Origin of the sequence: Pseudomonas sp. B21-054, from assembly GCF_026016345.1 — a bacterium.
GTDB lineage: Bacteria > Pseudomonadota > Gammaproteobacteria > Pseudomonadales > Pseudomonadaceae > Aquipseudomonas.
The window spans coordinates 4,935,462-4,954,162 of sequence record NZ_CP087204.1; the positions used below are offsets into that span (position 1 = coordinate 4,935,462).

The 18,701-nt window shown below is 61.1% G+C and carries 19 protein-coding genes; 5 read left to right on the plus strand and 14 right to left on the minus strand.

Annotated features, from left to right (window positions below; translation table 11 throughout):
- Positions 1-66: 66 nt before the first annotated feature.
- From LOY70_RS21260 to LOY70_RS21280, 5 genes are all read right to left on the minus strand, one after another.
- Positions 67-876 carry an OmpA family protein gene (locus LOY70_RS21260; RefSeq protein WP_265029230.1) on the minus strand — a complete coding sequence of 270 codons (810 nt, stop codon included), beginning with the start codon at positions 874-876 and terminating at the stop codon, positions 67-69.
- Complete coding sequence (locus tag LOY70_RS21265; protein WP_025214828.1) at positions 873-1,232, minus strand: DUF4398 domain-containing protein; 360 nt, start codon at positions 1,230-1,232, stop codon at positions 873-875. Before LOY70_RS21265 ends, LOY70_RS21260 begins: the two co-directional genes overlap by 4 nt.
- A gap of 9 nt (positions 1,233-1,241) precedes the next feature.
- Positions 1,242-2,066 (minus strand): substrate-binding periplasmic protein, encoded by an 825-nt coding sequence (locus LOY70_RS21270; RefSeq protein WP_265029231.1) that lies wholly within the window; start codon positions 2,064-2,066, stop codon positions 1,242-1,244.
- A gap of 91 nt (positions 2,067-2,157) precedes the next feature.
- Entirely contained in the window at positions 2,158-3,087 is a 930-nt protein-coding gene (locus tag LOY70_RS21275; RefSeq protein ID WP_265029232.1) for an electron transfer flavoprotein subunit alpha/FixB family protein, read from the minus strand.
- Between the two features lie 2 nt (positions 3,088-3,089).
- Entirely contained in the window at positions 3,090-3,839 is a 750-nt protein-coding gene (locus tag LOY70_RS21280) for an electron transfer flavoprotein subunit beta/FixA family protein (RefSeq protein ID WP_007908338.1), read from the minus strand.
- A 545-nt stretch (positions 3,840-4,384) separates the two neighbouring features.
- On the opposite strand from LOY70_RS21280, the gene LOY70_RS21285 reads away from it, so the two are divergent.
- Entirely contained in the window at positions 4,385-6,049 is a 1,665-nt protein-coding gene (locus tag LOY70_RS21285; protein WP_265029233.1) for an electron transfer flavoprotein-ubiquinone oxidoreductase, read from the plus strand.
- Between the two features lie 183 nt (positions 6,050-6,232).
- Here the strand turns inward: LOY70_RS21285 and LOY70_RS21290 are convergent, their stop codons facing one another.
- The gene (locus tag LOY70_RS21290; RefSeq protein WP_265029234.1) at positions 6,233-7,123 is read right to left on the minus strand and encodes an AraC family transcriptional regulator; all 891 of its coding nucleotides are present in this window, start codon (positions 7,121-7,123) and stop codon (positions 6,233-6,235) included.
- Between the two features lie 182 nt (positions 7,124-7,305).
- On the opposite strand from LOY70_RS21290, the gene LOY70_RS21295 reads away from it, so the two are divergent.
- A complete protein-coding gene (locus LOY70_RS21295) occupies positions 7,306-8,358 on the plus strand; it encodes an NAD(P)-dependent alcohol dehydrogenase (protein WP_265029235.1) in 1,053 nt (350 codons plus the stop codon).
- A 6-nt stretch (positions 8,359-8,364) separates the two neighbouring features.
- Here LOY70_RS21295 and LOY70_RS21300 read toward each other — a convergent pair whose 3' ends face one another.
- The 5 genes from LOY70_RS21300 to LOY70_RS21320 all read right to left on the minus strand — a co-directional run bounded on the left by LOY70_RS21300 (position 8,365) and on the right by LOY70_RS21320 (position 13,541).
- A complete protein-coding gene (locus LOY70_RS21300) occupies positions 8,365-9,168 on the minus strand; it encodes an IclR family transcriptional regulator (protein WP_265029236.1) in 804 nt (267 codons plus the stop codon).
- Between the two features lie 62 nt (positions 9,169-9,230).
- On the minus strand, positions 9,231-10,541 hold the full coding sequence (locus LOY70_RS21305) for an MFS transporter (protein ID WP_265029237.1): 1,311 nt from the start codon (positions 10,539-10,541) through the stop codon (positions 9,231-9,233).
- Positions 10,542-10,719: 178 nt separating this feature from the next.
- Positions 10,720-11,868 carry a galactonate dehydratase gene (gene dgoD, locus LOY70_RS21310; RefSeq protein ID WP_003179439.1) on the minus strand — a complete coding sequence of 383 codons (1,149 nt, stop codon included), beginning with the start codon at positions 11,866-11,868 and terminating at the stop codon, positions 10,720-10,722.
- A gap of 49 nt (positions 11,869-11,917) precedes the next feature.
- Complete coding sequence (locus tag LOY70_RS21315; protein WP_265029238.1) at positions 11,918-12,538, minus strand: 2-dehydro-3-deoxy-6-phosphogalactonate aldolase; 621 nt, start codon at positions 12,536-12,538, stop codon at positions 11,918-11,920.
- Positions 12,539-12,557: 19 nt separating this feature from the next.
- A complete protein-coding gene (locus LOY70_RS21320; protein ID WP_265029239.1) occupies positions 12,558-13,541 on the minus strand; it encodes a 2-dehydro-3-deoxygalactonokinase in 984 nt (327 codons plus the stop codon).
- A gap of 186 nt (positions 13,542-13,727) precedes the next feature.
- Here LOY70_RS21320 and LOY70_RS21325 point away from each other — a divergent pair, with 186 nt between their 5' ends.
- Positions 13,728-14,360, plus strand: coding sequence for a glutathione S-transferase family protein (locus LOY70_RS21325; RefSeq protein WP_265029240.1), 633 nt, complete (start codon positions 13,728-13,730; stop codon positions 14,358-14,360).
- 5 nt (positions 14,361-14,365) lie between these two features.
- Here the strand turns inward: LOY70_RS21325 and LOY70_RS21330 are convergent, their stop codons facing one another.
- Complete coding sequence (locus tag LOY70_RS21330) at positions 14,366-14,848, minus strand: GNAT family N-acetyltransferase (RefSeq protein ID WP_053150223.1); 483 nt, start codon at positions 14,846-14,848, stop codon at positions 14,366-14,368.
- A gap of 177 nt (positions 14,849-15,025) precedes the next feature.
- Between LOY70_RS21330 and LOY70_RS21335 the strand changes: the two genes are divergently transcribed.
- The gene (locus tag LOY70_RS21335; RefSeq protein WP_265029241.1) at positions 15,026-15,370 is read left to right on the plus strand and encodes a hypothetical protein; all 345 of its coding nucleotides are present in this window, start codon (positions 15,026-15,028) and stop codon (positions 15,368-15,370) included.
- A gap of 32 nt (positions 15,371-15,402) precedes the next feature.
- Positions 15,403-15,783 (plus strand): Rho termination factor N-terminal domain-containing protein, encoded by a 381-nt coding sequence (locus LOY70_RS21340; protein WP_265029242.1) that lies wholly within the window; start codon positions 15,403-15,405, stop codon positions 15,781-15,783.
- A gap of 380 nt (positions 15,784-16,163) precedes the next feature.
- Here LOY70_RS21340 and araH read toward each other — a convergent pair whose 3' ends face one another.
- Together araH and araG are read right to left on the minus strand one after the other, a co-directional pair.
- Positions 16,164-17,132, minus strand: a complete 969-nt coding sequence (gene araH / locus LOY70_RS21345) for an L-arabinose ABC transporter permease AraH (protein WP_025214842.1) — start codon at positions 17,130-17,132, stop codon at positions 16,164-16,166.
- 10 nt (positions 17,133-17,142) lie between these two features.
- Entirely contained in the window at positions 17,143-18,687 is a 1,545-nt protein-coding gene (gene araG, locus LOY70_RS21350) for an L-arabinose ABC transporter ATP-binding protein AraG (RefSeq protein ID WP_265029243.1), read from the minus strand.
- Positions 18,688-18,701: the final 14 nt, after the last annotated feature.

The following is an 18,701-nucleotide window of genomic DNA, read 5'->3' on the forward strand; positions in this document are numbered from 1 at the left end:
GACAATTTGCGGGCCCAAAAAAACCCGGCGCCGTTGAAGGGGCCGGGTTTTCCAGTGACGCAGCCCTCAGCGGGCGGCGCCGAGCTGGCCTTTCTCGTCGGAGAACACAATTTCAACGCGACGATTCTGTGCGCGGCCACGTTCGGAAGCGTTGACGTCCACGGGGTATTGGTCACCGTAGCCTTCGACCTGGATACGCTTTTCGTCAATCCCCAGATCCACCAGCACGTCCGCCACCGCCTGGGCGCGATCCCGCGACAGCTTGAGATTTTCCTGCTTGCCGCCGGTGCTGTCGGTGTAGCCTTCGATGCGTACTACGCGCTTGGGATTGAGCTGCAAGAACTGCACGATCTTGAGCACGACCCGGTTGGCCGAGTTCTTCAATTCCGCCTCGCCGGTGTCGAACAGCACGTCACCGAGGGTCATCACCAGGCCGCGATCGGTCTGGGTGGTCGCCATCGCCATGATCTGTTCTTCGAGCCATTTGCCTTGCTGCTGCACGCTCAGCAGCTTGGATTCGCGCAACGCCAATTGCAGGCGCTGGCGCTCCAGTTCAAGCTTCGCCGCACGCTCTTCATTGAGTAGCTGATTACTGTGTTCCCGGGCGATCGCACTGTAGCGCTGGCTCAGGTAGGCGTAATGCTGCACATCCTCACCGCTGCCCCAGTAGGAGGACAAGCGATCGGCACGGGCCAGGGATTCGCCGGCGCGGATCACGTCCCGGGGGGCGGCCCGTAAAACGTTGGCGTCTTCCTTGACCTTCTGGAAGTCGGTGCTGGCCTGCTCAAGTGCCGCTTCGCTGCGCTGGCCGGCGCAGCCATACAAACTGGCCAACCCTGCGAGGACCAGGCCGCCCAAAACGTGGGAGTGCTTCATTGGGCATCCTCCCTCAACTGTTTGCGCAAGCGCTTGATGCGGGTGTCGAGCACGTTCAGTTGCTCCTGGCTCTTGAGGGTCAGCACCTTCGCTTCGGCCAGGCGCGCATCCAGCTCGGCCTGTTCGGCGCGCATGCGCGCCTTCTTGTACGATTCGTCGGTCATGTTGGATTTGGCCCGGGCGAATTTTTCTTCAGCCAGTTTCAATTCGGGCACTTCGTCGGCATTGGCACCTACGGCCCGGGCTTGCTCCAGTGCCTGTTCGGTCAGGCGGATTTGTTCATTCGGCGCCGGATCGGCTGCGCAGCCCGCCAGAGCCAGAACGGCCAGGGCAGCGAAAAGAGGTCGAATAGTCACTAATGTTCCCTACTGTTTTGGGGCACCGACAGGTGGCTGCAACTGTGTTTTCCAACGTTCGAGATTGCGCTGCAACACAGCCTCCGTCAGGCCGGACGCGGCCAATTCTGTCATCTTTTGCGCCAGCTGTCCGCGTAACCATGGGTCATTGCAGGCAGAGTTATGGGAAACCGCGAGGAACAGCCCGGGTTTGTCCACGGCTTGCGGTGCAGCCTGCAGGTCGTTCGCCATCCCCAGTGTCTGCGCCATGGCCAGGCCCGAATAGCGCCCTGCCAGGACATATTCCACTTCCCCCAACAGCAATTTCTGAAAGGCCTGGGTCAGGTTGGGCGTGCGGGTCAGAGATAATTTCTGCTCGGCAAAAACGCCGAATCCCTGGGTCATACGGGCCTTTTCCGACAACGCGCCGGGATGGTCCTGTAAGTCTTCGGGCTGGTTGATGACCAGTGTCGAATCCTTGCGGGTCCAGACCAGGTAATCGTTTTCCAGCAAGGGCGGATGAACGTAGTCCAAGGCTTCAAGCCCGGTGCTGGTCAGCGGAGCATCGGTGAGCAGGTCCATGCGGCCGCTGCGCACTTCGTCCAGTGCCTGGGCGCGCTTGCCGGCGTAAAGCAATTCGATCTTGATGCCCAACTCCCCCGCCACCTGCGCGAGCAGGTCGGCGCCAGCGCCAATCAAGTGCTTGGGGTCTTGAGGATCTTGCCAAAGGTAGGGGGGCGCATCCGGGCTGCCGGTGGCGATCAACCGCTCACACTTGCCAGCGGCGGCAGACAGGCCCGGCACACCCGCCAACGCCCACAGCAACGACCAGCCGGCCAAACGGCGAAGATCCATGGCAATACGCTCCTCTTGCAGCGAAAACAAATAATGCAGAAATAAAAAACCCGGCCAAAGGGCCGGGCTCTTTATAAGTGAAGACGCCGGATTAGACCAGCTTCTCCAGCTCAGGGATGGCTTCGAACAGGTCCGCCACCAGGCCATAGTCGGCCACTTGGAAGATCGGCGCTTCTTCGTCCTTGTTGATCGCAACGATCACCTTGGAGTCTTTCATGCCGGCCAGGTGCTGGATCGCGCCGGAGATACCGACGGCGATGTACAGCTGTGGTGCAACGATCTTGCCGGTCTGACCGACCTGCATGTCGTTGGGTACGAAACCTGCGTCGACCGCCGCGCGGGAAGCGCCGACGGCAGCGCCCAGCTTGTCGGCCAGGGCGTAGAGGTGCTTGAAGTTGTCGCCGTTCTGCATGCCACGACCGCCGGAAACGACGATCTTGGCAGCGGTCAGTTCAGGACGATCGGACTTGGCCAGCTCTTCACCGACGAAGCTGGAGATCCCAGTGTCGTGGGCAGCAGCAACAGCTTCAATGGCAGCCGAGCCACCTTCGGCGGCAACCGGGTCGAAACCGGTGGCGCGAACGGTGATGACCTTGACCGACGCGTTCGATTGCACGGTGGCAATGGCGTTACCGGCGTAGATCGGACGCTTGAAGGTGTCGGCGCTTTCTACCGAGATGATCTCGGAGATCTGGTCGACGTCCAGCGCAGCGGCAACGCGCGGCAGGATGTTTTTGCCGTTGGAAGTGGCGGCGGCCAGGATGTGGCTGTAAGCCTTGCCCAGCTCGGCCACCAGTGGCGCGACGTTTTCCGGCAGTTGATGCGCGTAGGCGGCGTTGTCGGCCGACAGCACTTTTGCCACGCCAGCGATTTTCGCAGCCGCTTCGGCCACGGCGCCAGCGCCCTGCCCGGCGACCAGGACGTGGACATCGCCACCGATTTTGGCAGCGGCAGCAACGGTGTTCAGCGTGGCCGGAGCCAGCGCCTTGTTATCGTGTTCGGCGATTACCAAGATAGTCATGTTTAGATTACCTTCGCTTCGTTTTTCAGTTTCTCGACCAGTTCAGCCACCGACTTGACCTTGATGCCTGCGCTGCGTGCAGCCGGCGCTTCGACTTTGAGGGTCTTGTTGGTGGAGGCGGTGGAAACGCCCAAAGCGTCAGGCGTCAGCACTTCAAGCGGCTTCTTCTTGGCTTTCATGATGTTTGGCAGGGACGCATAACGCGGCTCGTTCAAACGCAGGTCGGTGGTGACGATGGCTGGCAGTTTCAGGGAAACCGTCTGCGCGCCGCCGTCGATTTCGCGGGTCACGGCAACGCTGTCGCCGCTGACTTCGACCTTGGACGCGAACGTGCCCTGACCGTAGCCGCTCAGTGCAGCGAGCATCTGGCCAGTCTGGTTGTTGTCGCTGTCGATGGCTTGTTTGCCGAGGATCACCAGCTGAGGCTGTTCCTTGTCGACAACGGCCTTGAGCAACTTGGCCACGGCCAGGGAGGTCAGGTCTTCGGCGGATTCGACGAGGATGGCGCGGTCGGCACCCAGTGCCAGCGCGGTACGCAGTTGTTCCTGGGCGGTGGTCGGGCCGATGGAGACGACGACGATCTCAGTCGCCACGCCTTTTTCTTTCAGGCGCACGGCTTCTTCTACGGCGATTTCGCAGAAAGGGTTCATCGACATCTTGACGTTGGCGAGGTCGACGCCGGAGTTGTCCGCCTTGACGCGAACCTTGACGTTATAGTCGACCACTCGTTTGACAGCTACAAGAACCTTCATGGATTCCTCGTTACTCTCCGGTGAAAAGAAAGTCGCCTAGGCGAACCTGGCGGTTGATGCTCATGGGCGCAAGGGCACCTCTAAAAACGCCGGCATGAACCACACATGACCTTGCACACGGGAGTGAAGACCGTTCGTCAGTGATGACCGACGAGTCATTCATTATCGCGGCGTGTAAACTGCGCGTCCGAGCCACGCAATACGTCACTTTGTGCTGCCTTCGCCCTGTCTTTAGAGGTGCTCTTGAAACCAACAGTCAGCCTACGGCGAGCGCAAAACCGACCGTATCTTGACCGGAACGCCTATTCCGGTCAATACGGCAAAATGGTCAGTCATAAGCCGTACGTCAGTGATTTATCTGGCCTGCGGCAATTTCAAACGAACGTTTGTATTGGACCCTGAGAGTGGTGTAGATATAATGCGCCGCTTAAGAGAGAACCGCGTGTCATCCATTGTCGCTTTCGTCGCTTTTCGAAGGAAACAACGGATGCAACGCCAAACCTCCAATTAGAAAAAACTGTAGAGCCTTGAGTAGGAGATAGCCTGTGGAACGCGAATACATGGAATTCGACGTGGTCATCGTCGGTGCCGGCCCCGCTGGCCTGTCTGCCGCTTGCCGACTGAAACAGAAGGCCGCCGAAGCCGGTAAGGAAATCAGCGTCTGCGTGGTCGAAAAAGGCTCGGAAGTCGGTGCGCACATCCTCTCCGGCGCGGTGTTCGAACCTCGTGCCCTGAACGAACTGTTCCCGGACTGGAAAGAACTCGGCGCACCGCTGAATACGCCCGTCAAACGCGATGACATTTATGTCCTGAAAAACGCCGAGGCCGCGAGCAAAATCCCTGACTTCTTTGTGCCCAAGACCATGCACAACGAAGGCAACTATATTATTTCCCTGGGCAACCTGTGCCGCTGGCTGGCCCAGCAGGCCGAAAACCTGGGCGTGGAGATCTACCCAGGCTTCGCCGCCCAGGAAGCGCTGTTCGACGAAAACGGCGTGGTGCGCGGGATCATCACCGGCGACCTGGGTGTCGACCGCGAAGGCAACCCGAAGGAAGGCCTCTACACCCCCGGCATGGAGTTGCGCGGCAAGTACACGCTGTTCGCAGAAGGCTGCCGTGGCCACATCGGCAAGCAGTTGATCAAGCGTTTCAACCTGGACAGCGAGGCCGACGCCCAGCACTACGGCATCGGCCTGAAGGAAATCTGGGAAATCGACCCGGCCAAGCACCAACCCGGCCTGGTGGTGCACACTGCCGGCTGGCCGCTGGACATCATGGGCACCGAGAACACCGGCGGTTCGTTCCTCTATCACCTGGAAAACAACCAGGTTGTGGTCGGCCTGATCGTCGACCTGTCCTACAGCAACACCTACCTGTCACCGTTCGACGAGTTCCAGCGCCTCAAGCATCACCCGGTGCTCAAGCAGTATCTGGAGGGCGGCAAGCGCGTCAGCTACGGCGCTCGCGCCATCTGCAAGGGCGGCCTGAATTCGCTGCCGAAAATGGTCTTCAAGGGCGGTGCGCTGATCGGTTGCGACCTCGGCACCTTGAACTTCGCCAAGATCAAGGGCAGCCATACCGCCATGAAATCCGGCATGCTCGCCGCCGAGGCGGTGGCCGATCGCCTGTTCGCCGAATCCGAAGGCGGTGATGAACTGACCGCTTACGTCGACAGCTTCAAAAACAGCTGGCTGTATGAAGAGCTGTTCGCCAGTCGCAACTTCGGCGCGGCGATCCATAAGTACGGCGCCATCATCGGTGGCGGCTTCAACTGGCTCGACCAGAACATTTTCGGCGGCAAGCTGCCGTTCACCCTGCATGACAACAAGCCCGACTATGCCTGTCTGAAACTGGCGGCCGATTGCAAGAAGATCGACTACCCGAAACCGGACGGCAAGATCAGCTTCGACAAACTCAGCTCGGTGTTCATCTCCGGTACCAACCACGAAGAAGAACAGCCCTGCCACCTGAAGCTGACCGACCCGAGCATCCCGATCAGCAAGAACCTGCCGCTGTACGACGAACCGGCCCAACGCTACTGCCCGGCCGGCGTGTATGAAGTGCTGACCAAGGAAGACGGCGAGAAGCGCTTCCAGATCAACGCCCAGAACTGCGTCCACTGCAAGACCTGCGACATCAAGGATCCGGCCCAGAACATCACCTGGGTATCCCCGGAAGGCGCTGGTGGGCCGACTTACCCGAACATGTAAGCCGACTCGCTGAACATCAAGGCTCCCGCAATGGGGGCCTTTTTGTTGCCTGCCATCCAAGGAATACCGCAACCCAATGTGGGAGCGAGCTTGCTCGCGATAGCGATTTTTCATTCAACACAGATGTCGACTGACCCACCGCTATCGCGAGCAAGCTCGCTCCCACAGGGGAACATCGCAGGATCAGGCGGCGCGCTCTTCCCCAGGGTTGCGCTCGAAGTAGCGTTTGTACTCCCGGCTGAACTGCGACGGGCTCTGATACCCCACTTGATGTGCCACCTGTGCCACGCCCATGCCCTCGATGAGCAGCAGCCGCTGAGCCTTGAGCAGACGCAAGCGCTTGAGGTACTGCACCGGCGACAACAACGTGCTGCGCTTGAAATGCTCATGAAAGGTCGAGGCGCTCATGTTCGCGCAACTGGCCAGCGTCTCGACGTTCAGCGGCTCGGTGAAGTGTGCATGCAGATGGCTCAAGGCCGCGGCAATCCGGGCGAACTGCCCTTGCTGCTCCACCAGCGCCCGCAATACATCGGCCTGGGGCCCGCGCAAGGCGACGAACAGCAGTTCCCGCAACCGCGCCTGACCCATGACCTGGCATTCCAACGGATCGTGCAGACAGTGCAACAAGCGCTCGACACACCCACGCATGTCGTGATCGAGCACGGCACACGTCATCGACTCCGGCGTCTGGGCCGCGAGGCTTCGCCCCGGCATCAACCCCATTGCCAGCACGAGCTCGCCCAACAGCGCCCGATCGATCGCAACCGATATCCCCAGCAGCGGAGCATCGGGCATGGCATAGGTTTCGCACTCGAACGGCACCGGCAAGGCCTGGATCAGGTAATGCCCAGCGCCGTACTCCAGCGTGCGTGGTCCCAGGTAAGCCAGCTTGCTGCCCTGGGCAATGATCACCAGGCTTGGCTCGTAGAGCTGAGGACCACGGGCGATGTCCTCGCTGCACCGCAGGACTTGTACGCCAGGCAACGGGGTCGGAATAAAACCGTCACGGGTCGCCAGGGGTTCAATCAACGAAACCAGCGTCGCGTTAGCATCGAGATAACGGGTCAGCAACATGGGGAAAACTTCACGGAAAAAGGGATGGGAACATCATCGCAGGTCTGGTGCTCCATAGGATCAATCCACGGCCAAGGTCGGAGGATTAGGCATGACACCCGTAGGAATCGCCATCGCCGAATATCGCCATGGCTACCAGAATAGATCGCCTCACCACTGTTCACTGCTTAGCGAGGTCCATTATGTACACCGCCATCGGATACGCCGCTCAATCACCCACTACTCCCCTCGCCCCCATGAAATTCGAGCGCCGCAGCCCGCGAGCCGACGACGTGGCGATCGACATTCTCTACTGCGGCGTCTGCCACTCCGACATCCACCAGGCTCGCAACGAATGGGGCATCGCCGTTTACCCGCTGATGCCGGGCCATGAGATCGTCGGCAAGGTCACCGCCGTCGGCGCGGACGTCACGCGCTATAAGGTTGGCGACCTGGTGGGCGTTGGCTGCATGGTCGACTCCTGCCGCGAGTGCGAAGCTTGCCACGCGAACCTGGAACAATACTGCTACCAGGGCATGACCCAGACCTACGCCAGCCCGGACCGTATCAGCGGCGGCCACACCATGGGCGGGTACTCCAACAGCATCGTGGTCAAAGAACATTTTGTGCTACGCATCCCGGCAGCACTTGACCCGGCCGGCGCCGCGCCGATTCTCTGTGCCGGCATCACCACCTACTCGCCCCTCAAGCATTACGGCGTGAAGGCCGGCGACAAGGTCGGCGTGCTGGGCATGGGCGGTCTCGGTCACATGGGCATCAAGTTCGCCAAGGCCATGGGCGCGGAAGTGACGTTGTTCACCCGCTCGGCCAGCAAGGCCGAAGAAGCCCGTCGCCAGGGCGCCGACCATGTGATCGTGTCCACCGACGCCGAGCAGATGGCTGCCGCGGCCGGACGCTTCCACTTCCTGCTGGACACCATTCCGGTGCAACACGACCTCAACCCCTACCTCAGCACGTTGCATTTCGACGGTGTACACATCCTGGTGGGCCTGGTCGAACCGATCGATCCGCCGGTCCATGCGGCCAACTTGATCATGGGTCGTCGCGTCCTGGCCGGCTCGTTGATCGGCGGTATCGCAGAAACCCAGGAAGTGCTGGATTTCTGCGCCGAACACAACATCAGCTGCGACATTGAAATGCTCGATATCCGCCAGATCAACGAGGCCTACAGCCGCATGATCGCCGGGGACGTGAAGTACCGCTTTGTCATCGACATGGCGACGCTCAAGGCCTGACCTTCGTCAAACCTTGGCACCCAGTTCCGCCGATAGCCGGGCTGTGACCCCTTTGACCAGGGGGATCAGCTCGGCCATTTTTTCCAGCGGCATATATGGCACGGTGCTAGCGATGCTGATGCCGGCAACGATGCGCTTGCCAGCGTCACGAATCGGCGCCGCCACGCAGCGAATCGACGGTTCGTTGTCTTCCAGATCGAACGCGTAGCCCCCCGCCACATACTCCACCATCCGTTGCTGGAACTGTTCCCAGGATTGCTCCTGATGCTGGGGCCAGAACTGATTCTTCCCACCCGCCGGCAGGCTGATTTCATACAGCCGCTTCCATTGTTCCTGCGTGTCATCGAGCATCAGCGCCTTGCCGATCCCGGTGCGCGCCAACGGCATGCGATGGCCTACGCGCGAGCGCATTTCCGGGCCGTTACGCCCCGGATTCTTCAGCAGGTACAAAACCTCGTCGCCCTCGCGAATCGCCAGGTGAACAGTGTCCCCGGTCAGCGCCGACAGCTCGTCCAGGTACGGTCCCGCCAGACTGACCAGTGGCAATTCTTCCCGAGCCTGGAAACCCAGCTCGATCAGCTTCGGCCCCAGCAGGTAACCCACTTGCGGCACCACGCGCAGGTAACGTTCATCCACCAGGCAGCTGGCCAGGCGATGGGTGGTGCTGCGAGTGGTACCGATCAGCCGGGCGATTTCCTTCAAGTCACGGGCGCCGCTGGCGACCGCCTGCACGACGCCCAGGCCGCGCAGCAATGTCTGGGTGCCTGTAGGCGTTGCGTCCTTGGTGATTTTTGGATCGTCTTGCTGCATAGCCGGCCTTCAACAGTGAGCGGGGGGGAACGGGCGGCATTATGGTCGCCCGCCTCGTCGGACTACAACTCGATGCGCTCGACCTTCCCCACCAGCAGGATGTAGGACAGCGCGCCAGCCAACGCCAGAACAGAGATGTAGGTAATGGCCGGGGCGAACGAATCGCCGCTGGCGAGGAAACCAATCACGATCGGCGTGGCGATGGCCGCCAGGTTACCGATGAAGTTGAACACCCCGCCCGTCAGCCCAAGCAACCGCGCCGGCGCCAGTGTGGAGACCAGCGACCAGGTGATCGACGCCAGGCCGTTGCCGAAGAACGCCAGGGCCAGGAAAGCGATCACCAATGGTGTCGATTCAACAAAGTTGGCGCCGATGATCGAGGTGGAAATCAACAGACCGCCAATGATCGGCAGCTTGCGGGCAAACCCCACCGTGGCGCCGCGACGGATCAGCCAGTCAGAGAAGAAACCGGAACACAACACCCCCACGAACGCTGCGAGGAAGGGCAGCGATGCCAGCAGGCCAGACTTGATGAAGTCCATGCCGCGATATTTCACTAGGTAGGTCGGGAACCACGTCAGGAAAAACCACAGCGTGGAGTTGAGGCAGAACTGGCCCAGGTAAATGCCCCACAATTTGCGTTGGGTCAGGACAATGCCCAGGTCGGTCCAACTGAATTTCGCCTTGGCCTTCGCCGTATCGGCCTGGATATCCACCAGCCCGCCACCCTCGCGGATCAGCTCGATTTCGGCGGCATTGGCGCCTTTGAAATCCCGTGGCTCGCGGTACACCGCGTACCAGATCAGCGCCCAGAGAATGCCCACCGCGCCGGTGGCGACAAACACCATGTGCCAACCGAACGCGTGTTGCAGCCACGCCAGTACCGGCGTCAGGAAGGCCAGCCCGACGAATTGTCCGGACGTGTAGAAACCGATGGCCGTAGCTCGCTCACGCTCAGGAAACCAGGTGGTGACCACGCGGCTGTTGATCGGGTACGCCGGCGCTTCCAAGGCACCGACCGCCATGCGCAGCACGAACAGCGCGATGAAACTGGCGGCGAAACCGAGCATCACCGTGGCCAGCGACCACAGCAGCAGCGCCACGCTGTACAGAATGCGCGGCGGCACCCGGTCCACCAGCCAGCCGCCGGGAATCTGCATGGCTGCGTAGGTCCAGCCGAATGCCGAGAAAATCAGCCCTACATGGATCGGATCGATACCCAGGTCACTGGTCAGCGCGGGGGCGGCAATCGAGAGGTTGCTGCGGTCCAGGTAGTTGATCACCACAGTGATGAACAGCAGGACCATGATGAAAAAACGCTTGCGGCTGGGCGTCACCAACGACGCTTGCGCGCTCAGGGTGTGCGCTTGCATGTGAGGTGCCTCTTTTTATGTTTATTGAGGAAACGGGCGCATCGAAGAAGATCTCCCTGCTTGCGAAGATCAAATTGTGGGAGCGAGCTTGCTCGCGATAACGGTGTGTCAGTTGGCACATGTGTGACTGATACATCGCCATCGCGAGCAAGCTCGCTCCCACAGGGTCAGGCGTGACTCACCACTCGGCAAAACTGCCATCGGCATGGCGCCAGATCGGGTTGCGCCAGCGGTGACCGATGGCCGCGCGTTCGATGACGTATTCCTCGTTGATCTCAATGCCCAGGCCCGGGCCGTTGGGAATTTTCACGAAGCCTTTGTCGTAGTCGAACACCTGTGGATCCTTGATGTAATCCAGCAGGTCGTTGCTCTCGTTGTAATGGATGCCCAGGCTCTGCTCCTGGATGAACGCGTTGTAGCAGACCGCATCCAGTTGCAGGCACGCCGCCAGGGCGATGGGACCCAACGGGCAGTGCAGCGCCAACGCCACGTCGTAGGCCTCGGCCATGTTGGCGATCTTGCGGGTTTCGGTGATGCCGCCGGCGTGGGATGCATCGGGCTGGATGATGTCCACATAGCCTTCGCTGAGCACGCGCTTGAAATCCCAACGGGAAAACAACCGCTCACCGAGGGCAATCGGGGTACTGGTCAGCGGCGCCAGTTCCTTGAGCGCCTCGTAGTTTTCACTGAGCACCGGCTCTTCGATGAACATCAGTTTGTAAGGGTCGAGCTCCTTCATCAGCACCTTGGCCATCGGCTTGTGCACCCGGCCATGGAAATCCACGCCAATGCCGACGTTCGGCCCAACCGCGTCCCGCACCGCCGCCACGTTGGCCAGGGCCAGGTCGACTTTTTCGAAGGTGTCGAGAAACTGTAGCTCTTCGGTACCGTTCATCTTCACTGCGGTGAAGCCCCGCGCCACGGCTTCTTTCGCCGCCCGGGCGGTGTCCGCCGGCCGGTCGCCGCCGATCCATGAATACACGCGGATCTTGTCGCGCACTTGACCACCGAGCAAATCGCTGACCGACACGCCCAGGGCCTTGCCCTTGATGTCCCACAGCGCCTGGTCGATGCCGGCCAGGGCGCTCATGTGAATGGCCCCACCGCGGTAGAAACCGCCGCGATACAGCACGGTCCAGATGTCTTCGATGTTGCGTGGGTCTTTGCCGATCAGGTAGTCGGATAATTCTTCAACAGCAGCCGCCACCGTGTGGGCACGGCCTTCGACCACGGGCTCGCCCCAACCAGTCACGCCCTCGTCGGTTTCGACCTTGAGGAAGCACCAGCGCGGCGGAACGATAAACGTGGTCAGTTTGGTGATTTTCATCTTGTTGTCTCTCTTGTCAGATGCAGCGCACGGGGCGCTGGATAAGTCTTCAGTTCAAGGCATTCCACGCGGCCACGTAGGCCTTGGCGCGCACCGCCACCTCATCTGCCGTCATCCCTGGCTTGAACAGCCCGGAACCGAGGCCAAAGCCCTTGACCCCAGCTTCGACGAACACCGCCATGTTGTCCGGCGTAATCCCGCCCACCGGCACCAGCACGGTCCCGGCCGGCAGCACCGCCAGCCAGGCCTTGACCACCGCCGGGCCCATTTGCTCGGCCGGGAACATCTTCAACACGTGGGCGCCTTCGGCCAGCGCGGCAAAGGCTTCGGTGGGCGTGGCGACGCCTGGCGACAGGTACAAGCCCGCCGCTTTCGCCGCCCGCAGTACTTTCGGGTCGCTGTGGGGCATGACGATGACTTGGCCGCCAGCGGCTTTCACCTGCTCGACCTGTTCCGGCGTGAGCACCGTGCCGGCACCGATCAGGCAATCGGCGGGCAAGGTGCTGCGCAGGATGCGGATACTTTCGTACGGTTCCGGGGAATTGAGCGGTACTTCGATGACGCGAAATCCAGCGCTGTAAAGGACATCGCCGATAGCGGCTGCATCTTCAGGACGCAGGCCGCGCAGGATGGCGATCAGCCCGTTGTACGCCAGTGCTTGTGTGAGCATGTCAGACCTCCAGTCAGGTTTAACGCGATGCGGTGGAGTCGAGCAGCCCGGCCGCCACGGCCAGTTGCCACAAACCCCGTTCGGTGGCCTGTTCGGCCAGGGTCACCCGGGCGAAACCGCAGGCGTCGAGGGCCCGTTGATAACGGACACAGAGTTGGGAATTGCCGATCAGCACCACCGTTGGCAGGTGGATGCTGTCGCGCCGACGGCGCTGTACCGTGGCCAGCGCCGTCAGCTCATGGCCAATCAACAGGCCAGAGAGGTAATCCGCCTGGGCGCTGGCCCCCAGTTCGCCCGTCAAGCCGAGGCTGCGGGCGCTGAACACGGTGGACAACGGGCCGATCTGGCCGTCCACCGACAACGCCACCTGCACACCACGATCAAAGGCCTGGCCGTCGAATGCCGCGCCGCGCTGCTGGGTACGGCCGAGAATGCTGTGGTCGCTGAGCACGGCGAAAATTTCGCCGGTCATGAAAGTGTCGAAATGCACGATGCAGCCATCGGCGACCTCGACCCATTTGGAATGACTACCGGGCAGGCCGATCAGCACCGCTTCGTTCGGCAAGCTGTGCAAGGCGCCGAGCACCTGGGTTTCTTCGCCGCGCATGACATTGGGCAACCGTGAACGCTGGATCACCCCCGGCACAATGTGCACATCGACACCGCGAAGACTGCGCACGGTTTGCAGGGAATGTCCGAGATTGGCGACGTTGGCGGGCGTGTCGCAGTAAGGCGCTTCGCGCCAGCCCTGGGCGCTGCCGACCATGCCGCAGGCAATGACGGGCAAGCCGGGTTGGGCATCGAGCCAATCGCCGCAGGCCTCGTCGAAGGCCAGTTCGAAGCCGTCGATGCACACGCGACCGGCCAGGGTCCGCGGCCCGGAAGGCAACTGCATGATCCCCGATGACAGCGAGCGCTGCTCGAGCACCTCGCCCCCGGCGGCGAGTTTGTAAGCCCGTAATGAGGTGGTCCCCCAATCGAGCGCAATCAATTGCGCCTGCATCCGTTTCACCTGTTCTGTTTTTTGGCAGTGAGTGAACGGACTATAAACCTGGGCGTGGCAAAATCTCAATATATAAATATCACTCCCATATAATGGGATAAACGAAACAGCAAAAATCCAATCGCCATTCCTCCACGACCCTGCTACGTTTTCTGATCGGACCGCCTCAGCACTCAGGGAAACGTTATGGGACAACTGTTGAAAATCCTCGGCCGCACTTCCTCTATCAACGTCAGAAAAGTGTTGTGGACCTGCCAGGAACTGGAAATTGCCTACGAACGCGAAGACTGGGGCATTGGTTTTTCCTCGACCCATGACCCGGCATTCCTGGCACTCAACCCCAACGCCCAAGTGCCGGTGATCATTGATGAGAACGGTGTGCTCTGGGAATCAAACACGATCTGCCGTTATCTGGTGGGTAAGCACGGGCGCAGCGATCTGCTGCCCGTCGAGCCTGCTGCCCGGGCGCGGATCGAACAGTGGATGGATTGGCAGGCGACGGAACTCAACCCGTCCTGGGGCTACGCGTTCCACGCGCTGGTGCGCAAGAATCCGGATTTCCAGGACCCGCAGCGCATTGCCGCCGGGGTCAAAGGCTGGAACGAGAAGATGGGGTTGCTGGAACAGCAGTTGAACCGCACCGGCGCCTATGTGGCCGGTACAGGTTTTTCCCTTGCCGATGTGCTCATCGGCCTGTCTGTGCACCGCTGGCGCCAGGCACCCATGGAGCGCCCCGACTACCCTGCCGTGGCCGCCTACTGCAAACGCCTCGAACAACGGCCGGGGTTTGTCGAGTACGCATCCGCCGCGCACTCATGAACGGCTCAGTTGCCCTGGGCGAAATCCCGTAGCACCTTGCCGTCCATTCGGTAGCGCACCCATTCTTCCTGGGGTTGCGCACCGAGGGATTTGTAGAACTCGATGGCCGGCGTGTTCCAGTCCAGCACGCTCCATTCGAAGCGGCCGCAATCGTTGTCGCAGGCGATCTTCGCCAGGTGGCGCAACAGCGTCTTGCCCGCCCCGCCGCCGCGCTGCTCAGGCGTGATGTACAGGTCTTCGAGGTACAAGCAGTTGCTGCCCAGCCACGTGGAGTAACTGAAGAAAAACACCGCGAAACCAATCGGCACGCCGTCACGCAGGCAGATCAGCCCATGGGCGGTGGCGCCCTCGCTGAACAGGCTACGCTCGATGTCCGCCACACTGGCGATGACTTCGTGGCGGGCCTTTTCGTAATCGGCCAGTTCAGTGATAAAGGCAAGGATTTGAGGCGCATCGCTGGGTTGCGCAGGACGGATCTCGATCGACATGAACGGGCCTTGTAGCCAATGGAAAGCGCCATACTAAGCCGCCAGAGGGCGCTCGTCACACTTCAAGACAAATTTGCGGGGCCGGGCCCAAAACACCATTCGTCGGTCCCCAGGCACCAACCCAAATCCGGCGAGGCCCAAGATCAGGCAAGCATTCTGAAAAATGGAGGCGACACCATGATCACTTCAAGGCTGACTGCATTCACATTCGCCACGCTGCTGTCTTCAATCGCGTTCGCGGCTTCCACCTCCGGCACCGGGCCAACCGACCCGGTGGAAGCACCCAACTCCCCCGCTACGCAAGGCATGCCCAAGTTGAACACCGACGGTACCGGCGGCGGCCTGAACAGTGGCCAGCCACCCGCCACCGGCACCGATCCGCGTGTGCAGGGCAATGACATGGGGCGTCAGGGCGGCTTGAATACGCCGGACTCTACAGCCCCTGACAACGCCGAGACCGGCGTGGGCTCGAAAACCACGACCGGTGGTTCGGGCTCCGAAGGCGGCGCAGCCAGCCAGTAGCCTCTGCTCAGACACTTGAGGAGGAACATCCCATGCCTCGTGGAAGCAAAGACAAATACACCGCCGAGCAAAAGCGCAAGGCCGAACACATCGAAAAAAGTTACGAGAACAAAGGCCTGTCCGAGGACAAAGCCGAGGCACGCGCTTGGGCGACAGTCAACAAACAGTCCGGCGGCGGCGAACGTTCCGGCGGTTCGGGGAAGGCGAAACCGGCCGCGGAAAAGAAAACCGACCGCAAGGAATCAGCCCGACGTGCCGCCAAGACCCGCGAAGGCCATCCACGCACCAGCAAGGCCTCCCATGAGGCCCAGACGGTGGACAGCCTGATGAAGGAAGCCCGGGCGAAGAATATTTCCGGGCGATCGAAGATGCGTAAGCAAGAGCTCATCGAAGCCCTGCGCAAGGCAGGATGATCGTCGGCGCCAGGGAGGACGCCATCGCGAGCAAGCTCGCTCCCACATGGGGTTTGCGGTGTGTTGCGGTGCAGTGCCGGACTCAAGAACTGTGGGAGCGAGCTTGCTCGCGATAGCGGCGGGTCAGCTTGCATCAATGCTGAATGTACCATCGCCTGCGCGGGCAAGCCCGCTCCCACATGGGGTTTGCGGTGTGTTGCGGTGCAGTGCCGGACTCAAGAACTGTGGGAGCGAGCTTGCTCGCGATAGCGGCGGGTCAGCTTGCATCAATGCTGAATTTACCATCGCCTGCGCGGGCAAGCCCGCTCCCACATTGTTGGGTCTGCGCCAGGCCAAAAAGCCGGGCCTGCCCGCGATGGACAGCCCGGCCGACGCAAGTCTCAGCGTTGTTTCAAACGGTCAATCACCACCGCCAGCAACAGGATCGAACCGCGGATCACGTACTGGTAGAAGGTGTCGATGTTCTTCAGGTTCATCGCGTTTTCGATGATCGCCAAGATCAGCACGCCCGCAATGACATGGCGAATCATGCCGATACCGCCGCTCAACGACACCCCACCCAATACGCAGGCCGAGATCACGGTCAGCTCGAAGCCCTGGCCGATCATCGGCTGGCCCGAGGTCATGCGCGATGCCAGGATCACGCCGGCCAAGGCGCCGATCAAGCCATGCACGGCGAAGATGATGATCTTGGTGCGATCAACGTTCACCCCTGCCAACAGCGCCGCTTCCTGGTTGCCACCGATGGCCATGGTGTTGCGCCCGTAGGTGGTGTAGTTCAGCAGCCAGCCGAAAAACAGGAAGCAGACAATGGTGATCAGGATCGGTACCGGCACGCCGAACAATTGGCCGTTGCCGAACACGAAGAACGATTCCTGCGAGACACCCACCGCTTTGCCGTTGGCGAAGATGTAGGCCAGGCCGCGGACGATCTGCATCGTCGCCAGTGTGGTAATCAACGCATTGACCCGCAGCTTGGCAATGACGATGCCGTTGATCAAGCCGACGATCAGCCCCATCGCCAGCGCCGCGCTGACGCCGAGGAACACGCTGTTGGTGTCGCGCATCACCACCGCCGCGACCACGCCGGCACAGGCAATCACCGAACCGACCGACAAGTCGAAGTGCCCGGACGCCAGGCAATACAACATGGTGCAGGCCGCGATGCCGGTGGTGGAAATCGCCAGGCCCAGGCCGCGCATGTTCAGCGGCGACAGGAAGTTGTCGATCATCAAGGTGCAGAGCACGAAGATACCGATGGCCGCCAGCAGCATGACCCAGTCATCCAGGAAACGACGCAGGTCCAGGGGTTTGCGTGCCGTTGGCAGTGCATTGTTTTGAATGGTCATGATTTACCTCTCAGTTCGCCGCGTCGGCAACGCGTTGGCGCGGCAGCGCCAGTTGCAGCAGGTTGGATTCGTTGGCCTGGTCACGCGACAGCTCGCCGCGCATGGCCCCTTCGCAAAGCACCAGGATTCGGTCGGAAATGCCCATCACTTCCATCAGGTCGCTGGACACCACAATCACCGCGATGCCGTCGGCCGCCAGGTTGTGGATAATCTGGTAGATCTCCGCCTTGGCGCCGATATCGATGCCACGGGTCGGCTCGTCCAGCAGCAGGACTTTCATCGGCATCGACAACCAGCGACCGAGAATCGCCTTCTGCTGATTGCCGCCGGACAGGTACATGATTTTCTGGCTGGCCGCCGGGGTCTTCACCTTCAGCGACTTGATCTGCTTGTCGGCATTGCCCCGCTCCCAGTCGCCGCGCAGCAGGCAGCCGAGCGCGGAATGAGCCGGACGGGCACTGATGTTGATGTTCTCGCCCACGCTGCCCAGCGGAATGATGCCTTCCTTCTTGCGATCTTCCGGGCAGAGCAGCACGCCAGCGGCGATGGCATCCCGGGGCGAACGCAGTTTCAACTCCTTGCCGTGCAGCACCAGGCTCCCCTCGCTCTGGCGCTCCAGGCCACTGAGCAAGCGAAACAGCTCGGTACGACCGGCGCCGACCAGCCCGAACAATCCAAGGATTTCACCCTTGTGCACCTGGAAACTCACCGGTTCGCGCAAGCCCGGCCCCAGCAGGCCCTTCACCTGCAACGCCACATCGCCACGCTCCCGAGGGCGGTAATCATAGATATCCTGGATATCGCGACCGACCATGCACGTGACCAACTGATCGTGGGTCAACTCGCTCATGTTTTCGAAGGTCCGGACATAACGACCGTCCTTGAACACCGTCACCGCGTTACAGATACGGAACACTTCTTCCATGCGGTGGCTGACGTACAGCACCACTTTGCCCTCGTCTCGCAAGCGGGCGATGATCGCCATCAAACGGTCGATTTCACGGGCCGACAGACTACTGGTGGGTTCGTCGAAAGCAATGACGTGGGCGCCACGGGACAAGGCCTTGGCGATTTCCACCAATTGGCGCTGGCCGAGGGACAGGCGACCGACTTTTTCCTGCGGATCGATTTCGTCGGCCAGGCCTTTGAGCAGCGTCAGCGCCTGCTGGCGCAGCGCGCCACGATTGACCAGGCCGAAACGCGCCGGCAAATGGCCGAGAAACAGGTTTTCAGCCACGGTCATTTCCGGCACCAGGTGCAGCTCCTGGTGAATCACCGCTACCCCGCTGGCGATGCTGTCGGCGGTGCCTTTGAAGGCCATCGTCTGTTCACCGATCTGCAAGTCACCACTGCTCGGGATATAGGCGCCACCGAGGATTTTCAGCAACGTGGACTTGCCCGCGCCGTTCTCGCCCATCAAGGCATGGACCTGCCCCGGATGAGCGACGAAACTGATATTGGCCAACGCCTGCACGCCGGGGAAGGACTTACCGATCCCGTTGAACCGCAAGCTGCCGCCAATGTTGTATTGCCGTGTCGCTGTTTGCGCTTGCATAACCACCTCGAACT

Coding starts and splice junctions, on each gene's coding strand:
- LOY70_RS21260 (WP_265029230.1), bottom strand. CDS start 876: ATGAAGCACTCCCACGTTTTGGGCGGCCTGGTCCTCGCAGGGTTGGCC.
- LOY70_RS21270 (WP_265029231.1), bottom strand. CDS start 2,066: ATGGATCTTCGCCGTTTGGCCGGCTGGTCGTTGCTGTGGGCGTTGGCG.
- LOY70_RS21275 (WP_265029232.1), bottom strand. CDS start 3,087: ATGACTATCTTGGTAATCGCCGAACACGATAACAAGGCGCTGGCTCCG.
- LOY70_RS21280 (WP_007908338.1), bottom strand. CDS start 3,839: ATGAAGGTTCTTGTAGCTGTCAAACGAGTGGTCGACTATAACGTCAAG.
- LOY70_RS21290 (WP_265029234.1), bottom strand. CDS start 7,123: ATGTTGCTGACCCGTTATCTCGATGCTAACGCGACGCTGGTTTCGTTG.
- LOY70_RS21295 (WP_265029235.1), top strand. CDS start 7,306: ATGTACACCGCCATCGGATACGCCGCTCAATCACCCACTACTCCCCTC.
- LOY70_RS21300 (WP_265029236.1), bottom strand. CDS start 9,168: ATGCAGCAAGACGATCCAAAAATCACCAAGGACGCAACGCCTACAGGC.
- LOY70_RS21305 (WP_265029237.1), bottom strand. CDS start 10,541: ATGCAAGCGCACACCCTGAGCGCGCAAGCGTCGTTGGTGACGCCCAGC.
- dgoD (WP_003179439.1), bottom strand. CDS start 11,868: ATGAAAATCACCAAACTGACCACGTTTATCGTTCCGCCGCGCTGGTGC.
- LOY70_RS21315 (WP_265029238.1), bottom strand. CDS start 12,538: ATGCTCACACAAGCACTGGCGTACAACGGGCTGATCGCCATCCTGCGC.
- LOY70_RS21320 (WP_265029239.1), bottom strand. CDS start 13,541: ATGCAGGCGCAATTGATTGCGCTCGATTGGGGGACCACCTCATTACGG.
- LOY70_RS21325 (WP_265029240.1), top strand. CDS start 13,728: ATGGGACAACTGTTGAAAATCCTCGGCCGCACTTCCTCTATCAACGTC.
- LOY70_RS21330 (WP_053150223.1), bottom strand. CDS start 14,848: ATGTCGATCGAGATCCGTCCTGCGCAACCCAGCGATGCGCCTCAAATC.
- LOY70_RS21335 (WP_265029241.1), top strand. CDS start 15,026: ATGATCACTTCAAGGCTGACTGCATTCACATTCGCCACGCTGCTGTCT.
- LOY70_RS21340 (WP_265029242.1), top strand. CDS start 15,403: ATGCCTCGTGGAAGCAAAGACAAATACACCGCCGAGCAAAAGCGCAAG.
- araH (WP_025214842.1), bottom strand. CDS start 17,132: ATGACCATTCAAAACAATGCACTGCCAACGGCACGCAAACCCCTGGAC.
- araG (WP_265029243.1), bottom strand. CDS start 18,687: ATGCAAGCGCAAACAGCGACACGGCAATACAACATTGGCGGCAGCTTG.